Below are 14360 nucleotides of genomic sequence, written 5' to 3'. Positions count from 1 at the left end.
ATCCCGCAATGGTCTCGCTTCGCCTGTGGGTACATGGTGTACCACGAATCGCACGCCGGGTACAACACGTACCCAGAACTTTCCAGAGCGCGGGGCGTTACGGTGACATCGTGGAGCAACAGCACTGGGTGGACACCACAGCGGTACGCCGCGCGGCCAGTAGGTTGCCGGGCCGTGAACTACGTCGTGAACAGATCATCGAAGCGGCGCTCAGCGCAATCGAAGAGAACGGGCCCCACGCACTCACGGGCCAAATCGCAGACAAGGCCGGTTTGGGACGCACACACTTCTACCGCCACTTCGCAAGTAAAGAAGAACTCGATCTTGCCGTGGCTCGTCACGTCCACCGCGAACTCACTGCGAAGATTCGCCTAACTCTGGATGTCCAGGGATCGCCGCTAGACGTGATACGCGCGCCGGTCACTCAGCACGTCATGTGGGCTGACGAACACCCCAACCTCTATCGGTTCCTGGTGAACCGACACTATCGGCGCAGCACCGAGAAGACCGCGCCCGGCAGCAGCGCATTCGCCTCCGAACTCGCCGTCGCGGGTGCCCGTTACTTTCCTCGCTACGGCGAGGACTCAGAGGCGGCAGACCGCAATGTCGCCGCCATCATGGGCCTGATGGACGCTTCGGTCCTATGGTGGCTGGACCATCGCGACTCCACTCGTGACGAACTCGTCATTCGGTTGACACGGCAAACCTGGTTGATAATCAATGACAGGCTGCAGGAACTGGGATTCCAGCTTGATCCCCACTTACCACTCTGCGAACCGAAAACCTGACCAGGTACAACTCGAGCCTCCCCACGCTAAACCCTCCGTCTTCGACACCGCCATCAACGATGATTGCGTTGGCGCCGCTCACCGACGCCGCGCATCAACGCGAAAGCTTTCAATCCAAGCGACGGCGCAGCATCGCTAGTGCGCGCAACTACGCCACGCCACCTAGGAACTACCCGGAATATCTGGCGACTCTCCAGCAACTCGAGTCCCGCGCGGGCCACGGCCGCAGCATCCATTGGACGCGGTCCGGCGAACAGAAGCGCCGCCCCAGGGTCGGCAACTCGGTCGGTGACCATTTTCGTACTTACCACGTCAGGGCATAGCGCCCGTGCGTGGATTGGCAATCCCGCATGGTCAAGGTCGCCCTGCAGCGATGTGGTGAACGACAATACGGCCGCTTTGGTTGCTGCGTACATCGCTAATCCAGGGATGGGCGCCAGAGCCGAGAGGGACGCGATGTTGAGGATCGCGCCCCCACCCGCGCCCATAGCGACAACTGCCGCGTGTGAGCCGGCAACGACACCTCGTACATTGACATCGAGGATCGACGCAATCTCGGCATCGCTGTGACTCCAGCTGTTACCCGCGAGTAGGATCCCAGCGTTGTTTACCCACACCGCCAGAGGGCCAGCGGCTAAAGCCTGAGCAGCGACTTCCCGATGACCCGACGGATCTCGTACGTCGTGCGTGGCGCTCCAAGCGCCACCGCCGACCTCGGTGGCAGCGCGCTCCGCTGCGTCGCCATCCACATCCGTGAGCAAAACCTTGTGACCGGCAGCGGCGAGTTGTCTCGCGATCTCCAGACCAATCCCTCGACCTGCTCCTGTGACGACGGCTGTTGATGGTTCTAGCATGACCATCCTTTCCGGCAGTTTGCGTAGGTTTGCCGACTACGGTTCGCCGGGGTTTGTTGAGGATCTCCGAGGCCACTTGGAGGACTGCGTCGATTCCGCCGGCGCCCTGTGAGGGCGATGTGCTCGGCTAAGCACTCAAAAGTCTCGTGGAATGACCTAGATATCATCGGCGACACAACGTAATAGGTAGGCCGTCGACAGGGAACAGGCAGGGACGTATTGTCCCACCGAACGCGGTAGCCGTCATCCAGACTCCAGGTGAATTCCCGCAGCATCTCGTGCAGTATTGCCTTCACCTCCAAGGTGCCGAAGTGCATCCCGATGCGCTTGTGCGCGCCTCCTCCGAACGGAAGCCAGGCGAAGCGGTGGGCCTGATCCTCGCGCCGTGGCGGCTCGAGTCGCGTTGGGTCAAACCGGTCCGGCTCGGTCGACACTGTGGGCGCAAAGTGGTTGACCGCAGGCGTGATGGCGACGAGCACTCCGGAGGGGACGTAGTAGCCATCAATTACGGTGTCGGTCACCGTCTTACGCATAACCAACGGTACCGGTGCAACTAGTCTGAGCGACTCCTTGATGACCAAGTCCATCGCCGTAAGCCCCTCCAGGTCCTCAATGTCCGGCAGATCGTCGCCTAGACGGTCAGACTCAGCACGAAGTCGATCCTGCCATTCAGGATTCTTCGCCAAGAAGTACGCCACAGCGGCAGTGGTGATCGTTGACGTGTCATGAGCGGCCATCATCAGAAAGATCATGTGATTTATGATGTCCGCATCAGTGAAGCGTTCGCCGTCCTCGGCGCGCGCCTCACATAGCGCGGCGAGTAAATCACCATTCTGCCCCGAGCGTGCCGCCGGTAAGTTCCGGGCGAAGGCCAACGAGAGGCAATCCCTGATCGCCGATAACTGGCTTCAATCCGCTACCTGTCGGCGGCGCGGCGAGTTCGCGAACCGGCCATCGTCGACTCACTCCTGGATAGCGCGCTCGACGCGCTGCGGGAGGGGATTCAGTAGTACCGACAACAGCCGGTCACGGGACTTGCTTGCCGAACCGGACGGCGATTTGGTCATCGAGTGCCCCCTTGATGTTGTTTCTCGCATTATCGGAAGGATTTCACCCATCGTTTACACCGGTGACCACCCTGTCAACGGCGGTCACAGTTGCCGCTCGAATGTCGGCGACTCCCCGCCGTCCTCGGATACCCGTCACTGAACAGAGCCGCCACTAGTCGACGCTATCGGCCCCGCTTGGGGCATAGGGCATGTCGGCCAGATGGGTGTTGGCCGGCTCGGGTGTCCCCCTGCGCGACGAGTTCGCGGGCGCGGGACGCGACAGGACGTAAGCGCGCCGCTTCGGCCTGCGCGCACGAAGGCGATACAAGAAGGTCGGGCTGGGCCAGTTGGTAGAGATCGACCCGCGCGCCGAGCGATACCAGCTCGTGCACATAGTCCACACGGATCTGTCCAGGCGGCGACTCAACCGGTCGTTGAAGCGCTTCTCCACATCGGCACGGACCTCGATAACACTTCCTGGATGGGCACGGAGAACCTTCATCAACCTGACGATGTGTCGGGCCTGCGATTCGAGCATGTAGACGATGGACCCGGATCCCACGTTGGTGTTGGGCCCGTACATCATGAGGAAATTCGGAAACTCTGGCACCGATAGGCCGTAGTAGGCGTGCGCGCCATCCGCCCACACGTCCGACAATTTTCGGTCCGAGCGGCCGTAGACCTCCATCGGGGAAAGAAACTCGGTGGCACTGAAGCCAGTGCCGTAGATGATCACGTCGGCGGCGTGGAAGTCGCCGTTCACCGTGCGGATTCCGCCAGGTTCTACTGCCCGGATATCGTCGGTGACCAATGAAACGTTGGGACGTGCGAGCGCGGGGTAATAGTCGCTGGAGAACAGAATCCTCTTGCACCCGGGCGCATAGTCCGGCGTCAGGTGGGAACGCAGCCGGGCATCCGACACCTGGCGACCTAGGTGCCGGAGGGCGATGACTCCCAAGACTCGCGCTACTGGCTTCGCGTCGACGAGTGCCAACGCCAAGAACTCGAATATCGTCCAAATCATCAGACGTTCGCTGAGCCGCAGAATGGGCAACTTGCGCAGCAGTTGGTGATGCCGCCCACCGTACTGACGGTCGAATTTGGGCAGCACCCATGGGGCTGACCGTTGGAAAACGTCCAAGTGCTCAGCGCCTGCGGCGACCACCGGGACGAACTGCACCGAACTAGCGCCGGTGCCGACGACCGCAAGCCGCTTGCCGCTGAGATTCAGATCGTGGTCCCAATTCGCGGAATGAAACGACGGGCCCGCGAAGCCCGAGATTCCAGGAATATCAGGAACTGAGGGTCGGGACAGCTGGCCCACGGCCGAAATGACGACATCGCACTCCAATTCCTGACTCGTAGTCGTGGTCAGACGCCATGTGTTCGTGCGCTCATCGAAGGCCGCCTTAGCGATTTCGGTTTTGGTCCGAAGGAGGGACAGCAAACCACTTTCGTCGGCGACGCGGCGAAGGTAGGCGAGGATATCGCCTTGTTCTGCGTAACGCCGACCCCACCTGGGATTCGGCGCCGAGGAGATCGAGTACAACTGCGACGGGACGTCACAGGCCGCCCCTGGGTAGGTGTTCTCCCGCCAGACTCCCCCGACACCATCGCCCTTTTCGACAATGAGGACCCTGTCGAACCCTGCGCGTTTGAGGCGAAGTGCAAGGGTAATTCCGGCGAAGCCAGCGCCGATGATGACGATCGAGGGGTTACCAGGGGGATTGTCCTGGGTTGGTTCACGTTTCACGGGTTTCATCGTTAGCTCATACAACCTTCGTGCTGGGGCGCCTCGTGGTCAAGGCGTGCGCAGGGACGCTGTCAACGGACGGTGGCCGAAGTAGCCAAGAACTCGCCACCGAGCCTGAGGGCCTCACGTGCTTCTGGCAGTAGGCGAAACATCGCCTGGAAGACATGGATCTGGCCGCGGAAAACTTGCAACTGCGAGGAGACCCCTGCAGTTTGCAGACGTTTGGCAAAGACTCTGGAGTCGTCGAGCAACATCTCTCGTCCGCCGACCTGAATCAAAGTTGGTGGCATGTCCGTGAGATCAGCATCGAGCACGCTTATCCTCGGGTCGGCTGGATCGGCGCCCGCCACGTACAGACCAATTGTTCTCGACGCAGAGATGGCGGACGCAAAGGGGTCCCGTCTGCGCAGATCACGGTCCATCGCGAGTTGGCATGTCAAATCCAGCACCGGCGACATCAGCAGCATGGCATCCGGCGTCGGCAGTCGATGTTCCCGAGCGCCAAGCGCCGTCGCCGCAGCAAGCTGGCCGCCTGCGGAATCGCCGGCGAGCGCCACCGTGCCAGAAGACGCGGTGATCGCGCTTCCCTCTGTCAACCATCGATAGGCGATCAGTGCATCATCTGCGGCCGCCGGGAAGGGATATTTCGGGACCAATCGATAGCGCACGGCAAATACCGGCCTGCGGGCGGCCGCGGACAGTTCGCTGATGAGGCCACGGTGGGTCTCGGGAGAGCACATAGAAAATGCGCCGCCGTGTATATAAAGAATCGGCGGAGCATCCGAGGCCACGTTGGCCGCCTTGACCCAGTCGCCTCGCACACGTTCACCGGCGAAGGGCGTGTCTACCTTCTCGACACTGATTGCGCGCCTTGGCCGCGACACCACGAGTGTTCCCCGTAGCACGCGGTCCATGACCGCGAAGCCATGGTCGTTGGCCGGAATCACTTGCGTGAGAGGTCGAAGAACGCCTCGCGCCGTTGCCGCGACCAGGTGGCTCGCCATGCTCGGATTCGGCCTGGCAGGTGAACTCATCCGGCGGTGTCCACCTTCTGTGGGGCAGTGTCCGCCTTTTTCGCCGGTCGCCGTTCGAAACGGTAGTCGGCCAAGTCGAATCGTCGACTGCGCCAGATCGACTCGACCGTCGTCGTGGGACGCAGAGGCACGTCCCCATGCTTGTCGAAGTAATAGCTGTTCGCGCCCGCGCAGCTGTCCTGCCAGAAGACCTGCGTATGCCGCCGTGCCAGCATCTCCGCGAAGAAGCGTTGATTCGCCTCCTCGCGTACCTCGACGTAGTTCGAGTCGGCCGTCCTGGCATGCCGGAGGCAACGGAGAATGTGACCCGCCTGTGCCTCGATGAGTGCGAAGTAGGACGACCCGTTGTATCCGTACGGGCCAAACACTGAGAAATGGTTCGGGAATCCTGGCACGCTGACTCCCTCATATGCCTGGAGTCGGTTCTCGTCCCACCACTGTGCCTGGTCTCGGCCGGCGACACCTCTGAGCGAGTAGGTGGGCATGCTGTCCGATTCCATGACCTTGAATCCCGTTGCCAGGACGAGCACGTCGATCTCGTGTCTGACGCCATCGGCCGTAATTACCGCGGTCTCATCCACCCGGGTGATGGGGTTGGTTTCAAGAAGGACGTTCTCGCGGTTGAACGTCTTCAAATATTCGTTGTGAAAGCTTGGTCGCTTGCAGCCCAGCGCGTAACGCGGCGTCAGCTTCTCCCGAACGACCGGGTCGGTGACCTGCCGACGCATATAGCTGATCGCTGCACGCTCGATCGCCGACGCCAGCGGTATGGCGGTATGGAAGTGCGCTGCGACGGGAAAGGTGAGTTCGACAAAGGCCTGGCTGGCTCCCCGCGCGGCGATCTGCGCTCCGGGTGCGAGCCGGAGAAGAGCACTCAGCGGGCGGGGCACCGCGAAGTCGAATTTCGGCAGACACCATATCGGGGTGCGCTGAAAGACGGTGAGTGTGTCCACGTCCTTGGCTATCGAGGGGATCAGTTGCACCGCCGAGGCGCCCGTCCCGATGACGGCGACCCTCTTTCCGGTGAGGGTCTGCTGGTGGTCCCAGCGCGACGTGTGCATCGTGACCCCGCCGAAGTCCCCGACCCCCGGTATGTCCGGCGATTTTGGTCGCGTGAGAACCCCGGAGGCATTGATGACGAACCTCGCTGTCAGTTCCTCGTCCGTCGAGGTAAACAAACGCCACAATGTCGATTCTTCGTCGAACTCAGCCCTCACAACCGTGACTCCGAAGCGGATGCGCGACGCGAGGCCATATTTTTTCACGCAATGCTTCGCGTAGTTCTTCAGTTCGATCCCCGGCGCATAGGTACGGGACCACGACGGGCGTTTCTCAAAGGAGAATTGGTAACTATATGACGGAATGTCTACTGCAATCCCCGGGTAGGTATTCCAGTACCAGGTTCCACCCACCCCTTGGGCCTCATCAACGATGAGGAAGTCCGAGAAACCTTCCTTCAGCAGCTTGATGCCCACTCCGATCCCGGAGAATCCAGCTCCGATGACCAATATCTCGTGGGTGGGGACCTCGTACGTAGGGGCTCCGGAGGTGGGGGCATTCTCGTCGCCCGCAACATGGACACTCAAGCGTCTTTCCTCACTCTCGAGGCTGCGCGCTTAGGCGGTACCTTCCCGACGCCCACGTCCAGGATGTCGGCTTTGACGTCAGACCGCGTTGGCAGGGCGCCTGCGCTTTTTCGGCCCTGGGCTACCTTGGCCTTGCGGCCCTGGGCAACCTTGGCCACATTCGAGCCGTTTTGGGCGTGTTCGGTTGGGTGGTGCTCAGTTCGTGCGGTTGTCGGGGTCGTTACATAATCACCCATGTCGACCTTGGACAGTGCGCGCTTGAACTGGGTGGCGAAACCGGGGTACATGGTGCCGTTGTATCCGTCATTCGTGAGGTACCAGCTCTTGCAACCCGAATTCCAAGTCGTACTTCCCAACCGCTGCTGTACCTCGCCGTGGTAATTATTTTGCCGATCTTCGCGGACCTCGAGCGTACTGAGATCATTCGCGATGATCGCGCCGATGGCTTTGACGATGTAGTTGATCTCGGCCTCCATGTACACGAGGGCCGAGTTATGGCCGGGCCCTGAATTTGGTCCGAAGGTGAAGAAAAGATTGGGATAGCCTGCGACGGTGACGCTCCGGTACGCATAGGCGCCCTGGGACCACTCGTCGGAGAGCTCACGACCATGCGCGCCTCGGATGGGAAAAGGTGTGCCAGCCTTGCATACATCGAAGCCGGTGGCGAAGACGATGCAGTCCAGTTCGTGTTCGATGCCATCTGCGGTCCGTATGCCATTCGGCGACAGGGTCGCGATCGGCCATGAGACGAGCTTGCAGTTGTCGCGCTGAAGAGCGGGGTAGTAATCGCTGCTCATCAGCATCCGTTTGCAGCCGGCACGGAAGTTCGGCGTCAGCTGGCGCCTGAGCCAAGTATCCGATACCTGCCTCCGCAAATTCGCCTTCGCCAGTAGCTGGATGCCAGTGGTGACCGGGGTATCCCAGACCATGCCGACGGCCATGAGCTCGTGGCCCCAAAACCACGCCTGCCGTCCGACGTTCTGCACGCGAGGCAAGCGACGAAACGCCGTCCGCACCCACTGCGGATGGGAGAAGTCGGGCCGAGGGAGGACCCAGCCGGGGGTGCGTTGGAAGACCTTGACCGACCGCGCAGTCTTCACCAGTTCGGGAATGATCTGAACAGCGCTGGCTCCGGTGCCGATCACGGCGACACGTTTGTCGCTCATGTCGTAGTCGTGATCCCAACGCGCACTGTGGATCTTGTGACCATCGAAGGTGTCCAGTCCGCGGATGTCCGGCAGGCTCGCATTCGCCAGCGGCCCACTGGCCATCACTGCGGTGCGCGCCGTGAACTGCGAGCCGTCAGCTGTCTGCGCCGTCCACAGTGCGCTTTCCTCGTCGAACTCCAGACCGGTGACGTTCACTCCGAACCGGATGAAACGCGACAGCGAGTACTTGTCCACCATCGTCTTGATGTAGCCGAGGATCTCGGCGCTGCCCGAATACGCGCGGGACCAGTCCGGATTTTGCTCGAACCCGTAGGAATAGAGCAGCGACGGGATGTCGCACGCCGCGCCGGGATAGGTGTTGTCCCGCCAGGTACCACCCACCTCGTCGGCACGTTCAAGGACAACGAAATCGTCGATACCCTGTTGTAGCAACCGGATTGCGGTTCCCAGGCCGGCGAAACCCGCACCGACGATCAAGACGGTCGTGGTGTCGCTCATCTGGCCACCGGTTCGTAGGTCAGCTCTTCTGTCCACGTCGGTGACTTACCGAGCACCTCGGTGGGGAAGTGGTCGATCGCGGTACCCAGCCGCTGCGAAATGAAATGCAATGGCTGAGAACGCTTGATGCTGGCGGACATGTGAGCCTTCAAGATGTGGTAGCCCGGAACGCGGCGCGTGAACTCACTACGATCTCCGACGTTCTCGTACCGCATCACCGCGTTGTAGAGCTTCTCCTCCGACAATCCCATGGCGTTGAGATTGGTCAACATCCTGGTGAGCAACGGCACGTAGAGGACGCCGCCGAGAAGGATTCTCGGGTCGATGAGCGCCCCCATCGTCTGAGTCGCATGAATGCGCATGGGGCTGGCGCCGAGGTCGTTCAGAACCTGGAATCCCACTGCCAAGTGCCGCGATTCGTCGTTGTTGACCTTGTTGAAGACCTCGGCGCAGAGCGGATCCTGCACCTCGTCGAGAAGGAACTTGAGCAATGCTCCGTCGAGCGCAGTCTCCAAGGCTGGGATCGCCGCTCCGATCACCGTCAGCGGGAGGGCCTCGGCGTATCGGTCGATCCACTCGATGACCAGTCGAATATTCTTGTTCGGCACCGGGATTTCCCCTTCCTCGAGCATCCCCCACCGCTGCATGAGCGCCAGCTCCGCGTTGGCGTGCCGCTGCTCCTCGGCATGGAAATACCGGTAGATGTCACCTAGAGCCTCGAACGGCGCTTTCGGCGCCATGGCGGCGAACGCGCGTGCACCGACGTGTTCTATCCACACCACGTCAGCCATGAACTGCTTCAGTTCGGGCCGCTGCTCATCAGTGATTTTATCGGCGCCCGGCGCATCCCAATCGATGTCGGCCAGCGCCCACTGCCGATTCTTGATCGTCTCGAGCATATCGCTGTATTTGAATGCCATTGGAGTCTCCTTTGTCTTTGTCTGGAATGACTTAGCGCGCGATTCGCTCAACCAAACCGAGCGCACGGGTATACGTGGCAGGCACTGCCCGCTTAAATAACCAGAGAATCTTCGCGTCGACTTGGGGTAGGACGTGCAACTGACCGCGATCGTTCGCGTCCAACGTTTTGCGCGCCACCGATTCCGCCGACACGCCGGTCCACTTCATCAAATTCGTTGCCAGCTTGGCGGCCGACTCCTCAATACCAGGGTTATCGACGATGTTGGTCTTGACAAATGTCGGGCACAGTACAGTCACCGCCACACCAGTACCACTCAGCTCGGCCGCCAAAGTCTCGGATAGCGAGAGCACGCCGGCCTTGCTGACGTTATAGGCACCCATCCGGGGCGCTGCTCCAAAACTTGCAGCCGATGCGACGTTGATAATTCCCCCGCTGCCCTTCGCACGAAGTCGCGGTACGAAGATCTCGCAGCCGTAAATCACTCCCCACAAGTTGACTGAAAGTGTCGCTTCCCAGTCCCGCTTGGGCGTCGCGCCGATGACATTGCCACCGATTCCGATGCCCGCGTTGTTGATCACCAGGCTGGCTGCCGCGCCGAACCACTTCTCGGCGCTGTCGGCGAGTTCGCGGACCTGCTCTTCGTCCGTGACATCGCATGCGATGTCGAGCCCCTCGCCGCCGGCTTGGACGACGAGCCCGACCGTCTCCTTGGCACGCACCGGGTCGATGTCGGCACACACCACTCGTCCACCTCTACGGGCGAGCTCCACCGCGAAGGCACGGCCAATTCCGCTGCCCGCTCCCGTTACGACCGCGTTGGCGCGGCGGCTCAGGCGAGGCGGTCTGTCCCACCTCAAGATATCCATCACTACTGAATCCTTTGCAGATTACGGCGACGCCTGACCTGTGAGACAAGCCGGCCTGCAGCCATCTGGTGGCGGCGAACACAATTGTGGTCGCCTGCCACCAGTTTGATGCGGCGCTCCTGCCTTTGTCAAGATGTATTCGTGCGGACAAAGGCAGCAAGGTGGGGCGGGCGTACTGGCGCCGAACGACGGGCTGACCGGCGGCGGCGCCTAGTGAACGCGGCGACGGAGATCTGGACGGAAAGCGGATGGGCTGCCGTGACAATGCGTGGGGTCTGCTCCAGAGCCGCGCTGAACGACCGATATTTCTACGAGGAGTTCAAGACGCGCGATGAGTTGCTCGTAGCAGCGTGGGACAACGTGCGGGACGAGATGCTCGGCGAGGTTTCGGCAACATTTGCCGAACGCGTCGGTCAACCACCGATCGAAACCATTCGCGCCGCAATCTCGATCGTTGTTCTCCGCATCGCGCAGGATGCCGGGCGAGCACAGATCCTGCTGACACAGCACGTCGGCAGTTCAACATTGCAAGATCGCCGAGCGGTGGCCTTGCAGGAAGCAACCCAGCTCGTCATGGCCGCCAGCAAGCCGCATCTGAAGCCTGACGCAGACGAAATGGCTCTGCGTATGGACACGTTTGTAGCGGTCGGCGGCTTCGTCGAACTGATCAGCGCTTGGCACGCAGGACTACTGGTCGATGTAAGTCAGGTCGACATCGTCGAACATACGAGTAGACTTGCTGAGACGCTGGCTCGCCGCTACGTGGTTGATAAGTTTGGCTAGCTGGTACTCCGGATGCAATTTCCCGGTGGCGGAGGCTGCATTGGCCGCAGGGGTCGTGACACACCGTTGACTTACCTTAGAAACGGTGGAAGGTCCGTCTCGTCGACCTGCCAAGCCGACGCTCCTGCTGTCGAATGGCGGCTTCACTCAGAGGCCAATCTGCTTGGCGATGATCTCCTTCATGATTTCGGTGGTGCCGCCCCCGATACCCAGGATGCGCGAATCGCGATAGTGCCTTTCGACCTCGGTCTCGCGTAGGTAGCCCATGCCACCGTATAGTTGGACGGCCGTGTCAACGGCGAGCGCGCAGGCCTCTACGGCTTGGTTCTTGGCCATCGAGACCATCCGCACGTCGGTGTCTCCGGCGACGATGCGGTCCACAGCGGCACGGGTGTACGTACGGGCGACGTCGACGGCCGTCGCGATATCGACGATCTTGTGCCGCACCACCTGTCGGGTGGATAGCGGTCGACCGAAGGTTTCGCGCTTCTTCACCCAATCCAGCGTCAGGTCGAGGCAGCGCTGGGCCGTGGCGTAGCACTGGACGGCGATGAAAGCACGTTCGACCTGGAACTGTTGCATGATCTGCAGGAATCCGCTGCCTTCGGGGCCAACCAGATTGACCACCGGCACGCGCACGTCGGTGAATCCGAGTTCGGCGGTATCGGAGCACAGCCAGCCCATCTTCTTCAGTGCCCGCGAGACCAAGAAACCCGTGGCGCCACGCTCCACCACGAGCAGAGAAATCCCCGACGGGCCCGGGCCGCCGGTACGCACGGCGGTGGTCACGAAATCGGCGCGGACACCCGAGGTGATGAACAGCTTCGCACCGTTGACCACGTAGTGGTCGCCGTCGCGCCGTGCGGTAGTGCGGATGCCGGCGACGTCAGAACCGGTGTCGGGTTCGGTGATGCCAAGGCTGCCGATCTTCTCCCCGGCCAGGGTCGGCGCCACGAAGCTGCGGATCTGCTCGGGATCGCCCTGCGCGGCCATATGGGGCACTGCGATGTGATGCGTAAGTAGGCTGGCCAGTAAGCCCGACGAGCCGCCGGCCTCCATCACGGCCTCGGTGAGCAGCACCAGGTCGCGCAGGTCACCGCCGGAGCCACCGATCTCTTCGGCGAACCCGATGCCCAGCAACCCCGCTGCGGCTGCGCGGCGGTGGAGTTCTCTAGGGAGCTCTCCGGCGTCCTCCCAGTCTTGCAGGTGAGGAACGATCTCCTTCTGGGTGAACGACATCGCGAGGTTGCGCAACGAGATGCGCTCGGGCGTCATCCACGGGTCGGCTGCGGCCGCCTCCGCTTCCCGCTGATCCGGCTGTTTCATGTGAGTTGCTCCTGCTGTGATCACTCGGGGACGGCACGATTGCCACGTCGACCCCATTGTCGTCGAATGTTAATGACCGATAACGTAGCGTGTCAGGAGATCGACGTTGATGTCACCTGGAGGAAAGTTGATTGACGTCCTGCCCGACCGGGTCGACACCCGCGCGCCGGTATACCTCGAGAATCGCGAGGGACTCATCGCGCAGCTCCATGCGCTCGCCGAACAGCTGGCGCTGGCCAACGGTGGCGGCGGCGAGAAGTACGTCGCCCGGCACCGTAGCCGCGGCAAGATGCTGGCTCGGGAGCGCGTCGAGCTGCTCATCGACCCCGACACGGCCTTCCTGGAACTCTGTCCGTTCGCGGCGTGGGGCACGAAGTTTCCGGTGGGCGGCAGCGTTGTGGTCGGCATCGGCATCGTCGAAGGCGTCGAGTCGATGATCATCGCGCACGACCCGACCGTGCGCGGCGGAGCCTCGAACCCCTACACCTTCCGAAAAGTGTTCCGGGGCATGGCAGTCGCCCGCGAGAACCGGCTGCCCATCATCAACGTCGTCGAGTCGGGCGGGGCGGACCTGCCCACGCAGGCCGAGATCTTCGTGCCCGGGGGCCAGCTATTCAACGACCTCACCCAGCACAGCGCGCAGGGCCTGCCGACACTGGCGCTGGTATTCGGTAACTCGACGGCAGGCGGCGCGTACATCCCCGGCATGTGTGATTACGTGGTGATGGTCCGCAACCGGTCCAAGGTCTTCCTCGGTGGTCCGCCGCTGGTGAAGATGGCGACCGGCGAAGTGTCCGACGACGAGTCGCTCGGCGGCGCCGACATGCACGCCCGCACCTCCGGGCTGGCCGACTACATGGCCGAGGACGAGCAGGACGCCATCCGGATCGGGCGGCGCATCATGGCCAGACTGAACTGGCGCAAGCTCGGGCCCGGCCCGACACAGCCACCGACCCCCCCGCTGCGAGACCCCGACCAACTCCTCGGGATCGCTTCGGTGGACCCGAAGGTTCCCTTCGACCCACGTGATGTCATCGCCCGAATCGTGGACGGGTCCGCCTTCGACGAGTTCAAGCCGCTATACGGCACCTCGCTGGTCACCGGTTGGGCCTCGATCCACGGATACCCGGTAGGGATCCTTGCCAACGCGCGCGGAATCCTGTTCAGCGAGGAGGCGGAGAAGGCCGCCCAGTTTATTCAGCTGGCGAACCAGATCGACACGCCACTGGTGTTTCTGCAGAACACCACCGGCTACATGGTCGGCGCGGAGTACGAGCAGGGTGGCATCATCAAGGACGGCGCGAAGATGATCAACGCCGTCTCCAACAGCGCTGTCCCACACCTGACGATCGTGATGGGCGCGTCCTACGGTGCGGGCAATTACGGGATGTGCGGGCGGTCCTACTCTCCCCGCTTCCTGTTCACCTGGCCCAACTCGCGTTCGGCCGTCATGGGCCCGGCCCAGCTCGCGGGCGTGCTGTCGATCGTGGCCCGCGAGTCGGCCGCCGACCGGGGGCTCCCGTTCGACGAGGAGGCCGACGCCCAGATGCGCGCTGCCGTCGAGGGCCAGATCGAGCGTGAGTCGTTGGCGCTGGCCAACAGCGGCAGGCTCTACGACGACGGGATCATCGACCCGCGCGACACCCGTACCGTTCTCGGGTTCTGCCTTTCCGTGGTCCACAACAGCGAGATCCGTGGCCAGCGTGGCTACGGCGTGTTCCGGATGTGATGG

Annotated in this window: 11 protein-coding genes and 1 pseudogene; 3 read left to right on the top strand and 9 right to left on the bottom strand. The window is 62.1% G+C overall.

The genetic code is table 11. From position 1 onward, the window contains the following. The first annotated feature begins 110 nt into the window (after positions 1-110). Positions 111-788: a TetR/AcrR family transcriptional regulator gene (locus G6N18_RS18065; RefSeq protein ID WP_109749373.1), complete on the top strand. Its 678-nt coding sequence runs from the start codon at positions 111-113 to the stop codon at positions 786-788. A 53-nt stretch (positions 789-841) separates the two neighbouring features. Here the strand turns inward: G6N18_RS18065 and G6N18_RS18060 are convergent, their stop codons facing one another. The 8 genes and pseudogenes from G6N18_RS18060 to G6N18_RS18025 all read right to left on the bottom strand — a co-directional run bounded on the left by G6N18_RS18060 (position 842) and on the right by G6N18_RS18025 (position 10519). Beyond that, complete coding sequence (locus tag G6N18_RS18060; protein ID WP_109558230.1) at positions 842-1642, bottom strand: SDR family NAD(P)-dependent oxidoreductase; 801 nt, start codon at positions 1640-1642, stop codon at positions 842-844. Positions 1643-1805: 163 nt separating this feature from the next. Next, a pseudogene (locus tag G6N18_RS18055) lies at positions 1806-2511 on the bottom strand (cytochrome P450); the annotation flags it as partial. Between the two features lie 352 nt (positions 2512-2863). After that, positions 2864-4453, bottom strand: a complete 1590-nt coding sequence (locus G6N18_RS18050) for a flavin-containing monooxygenase (RefSeq protein WP_068001988.1) — start codon at positions 4451-4453, stop codon at positions 2864-2866. A gap of 62 nt (positions 4454-4515) precedes the next feature. Then, positions 4516-5478, bottom strand: coding sequence for an alpha/beta hydrolase (locus G6N18_RS18045; protein WP_067992185.1), 963 nt, complete (start codon positions 5476-5478; stop codon positions 4516-4518). After that, positions 5475-6989: a flavin-containing monooxygenase gene (locus G6N18_RS18040; RefSeq protein WP_041800854.1), complete on the bottom strand. Its 1515-nt coding sequence runs from the start codon at positions 6987-6989 to the stop codon at positions 5475-5477. The genes G6N18_RS18045 and G6N18_RS18040 overlap by 4 nt, the downstream gene beginning before the upstream one ends. A 71-nt stretch (positions 6990-7060) precedes the next feature. Further along, positions 7061-8731, bottom strand: a complete 1671-nt coding sequence (locus G6N18_RS18035; protein WP_011895450.1) for a flavin-containing monooxygenase — start codon at positions 8729-8731, stop codon at positions 7061-7063. Further along, complete coding sequence (locus G6N18_RS18030) at positions 8728-9651, bottom strand: hypothetical protein (RefSeq protein ID WP_011895451.1); 924 nt, start codon at positions 9649-9651, stop codon at positions 8728-8730. Before G6N18_RS18030 ends, G6N18_RS18035 begins: the two co-directional genes overlap by 4 nt. A gap of 31 nt (positions 9652-9682) precedes the next feature. After that, complete coding sequence (locus G6N18_RS18025; protein WP_011895452.1) at positions 9683-10519, bottom strand: SDR family NAD(P)-dependent oxidoreductase; 837 nt, start codon at positions 10517-10519, stop codon at positions 9683-9685. 108 nt (positions 10520-10627) lie between these two features. On the opposite strand from G6N18_RS18025, the gene G6N18_RS18020 reads away from it, so the two are divergent. After that, positions 10628-11302: a TetR/AcrR family transcriptional regulator gene (locus G6N18_RS18020; protein ID WP_011895453.1), complete on the top strand. Its 675-nt coding sequence runs from the start codon at positions 10628-10630 to the stop codon at positions 11300-11302. A 147-nt stretch (positions 11303-11449) separates the two neighbouring features. Here G6N18_RS18020 and G6N18_RS18015 read toward each other — a convergent pair whose 3' ends face one another. Further along, entirely contained in the window at positions 11450-12649 is a 1200-nt protein-coding gene (locus G6N18_RS18015) for an acyl-CoA dehydrogenase family protein (RefSeq protein WP_370492758.1), read from the bottom strand. Between the two features lie 106 nt (positions 12650-12755). On the opposite strand from G6N18_RS18015, the gene G6N18_RS18010 reads away from it, so the two are divergent. Beyond that, complete coding sequence (locus tag G6N18_RS18010) at positions 12756-14357, top strand: acyl-CoA carboxylase subunit beta (protein ID WP_043985027.1); 1602 nt, start codon at positions 12756-12758, stop codon at positions 14355-14357. The last annotated feature ends 3 nt before the right edge of the window (positions 14358-14360 follow it).

Origin of the sequence: Mycolicibacterium celeriflavum (assembly GCF_010731795.1) — a bacterium.
Classification (GTDB): Bacteria; Actinomycetota; Actinomycetes; order Mycobacteriales; family Mycobacteriaceae; genus Mycobacterium; species Mycobacterium celeriflavum.
The sequence above is the reverse complement of the archived record's forward strand: the minus strand, read 5'-3'. Positions and strand labels throughout refer to the sequence as shown.

What these genes read in the sequence shown, in the direction of transcription:
- G6N18_RS18020 (WP_011895453.1), top strand. Translation starts at nt 10,628, where the DNA reads ATGCGGCGCTCCTGCCTTTGTCAAGATGTATTCGTGCGGACAAAGGCA.
- G6N18_RS18025 (WP_011895452.1), bottom strand. Translation starts at nt 10,519, where the DNA reads ATGGATATCTTGAGGTGGGACAGACCGCCTCGCCTGAGCCGCCGCGCC.
- G6N18_RS18035 (WP_011895450.1), bottom strand. Translation starts at nt 8,731, where the DNA reads ATGAGCGACACCACGACCGTCTTGATCGTCGGTGCGGGTTTCGCCGGC.
- G6N18_RS18045 (WP_067992185.1), bottom strand. Translation starts at nt 5,478, where the DNA reads ATGAGTTCACCTGCCAGGCCGAATCCGAGCATGGCGAGCCACCTGGTC.
- G6N18_RS18030 (WP_011895451.1), bottom strand. Translation starts at nt 9,651, where the DNA reads ATGGCATTCAAATACAGCGATATGCTCGAGACGATCAAGAATCGGCAG.
- G6N18_RS18050 (WP_068001988.1), bottom strand. Translation starts at nt 4,453, where the DNA reads ATGAAACCCGTGAAACGTGAACCAACCCAGGACAATCCCCCTGGTAAC.
- G6N18_RS18060 (WP_109558230.1), bottom strand. Translation starts at nt 1,642, where the DNA reads ATGCTAGAACCATCAACAGCCGTCGTCACAGGAGCAGGTCGAGGGATT.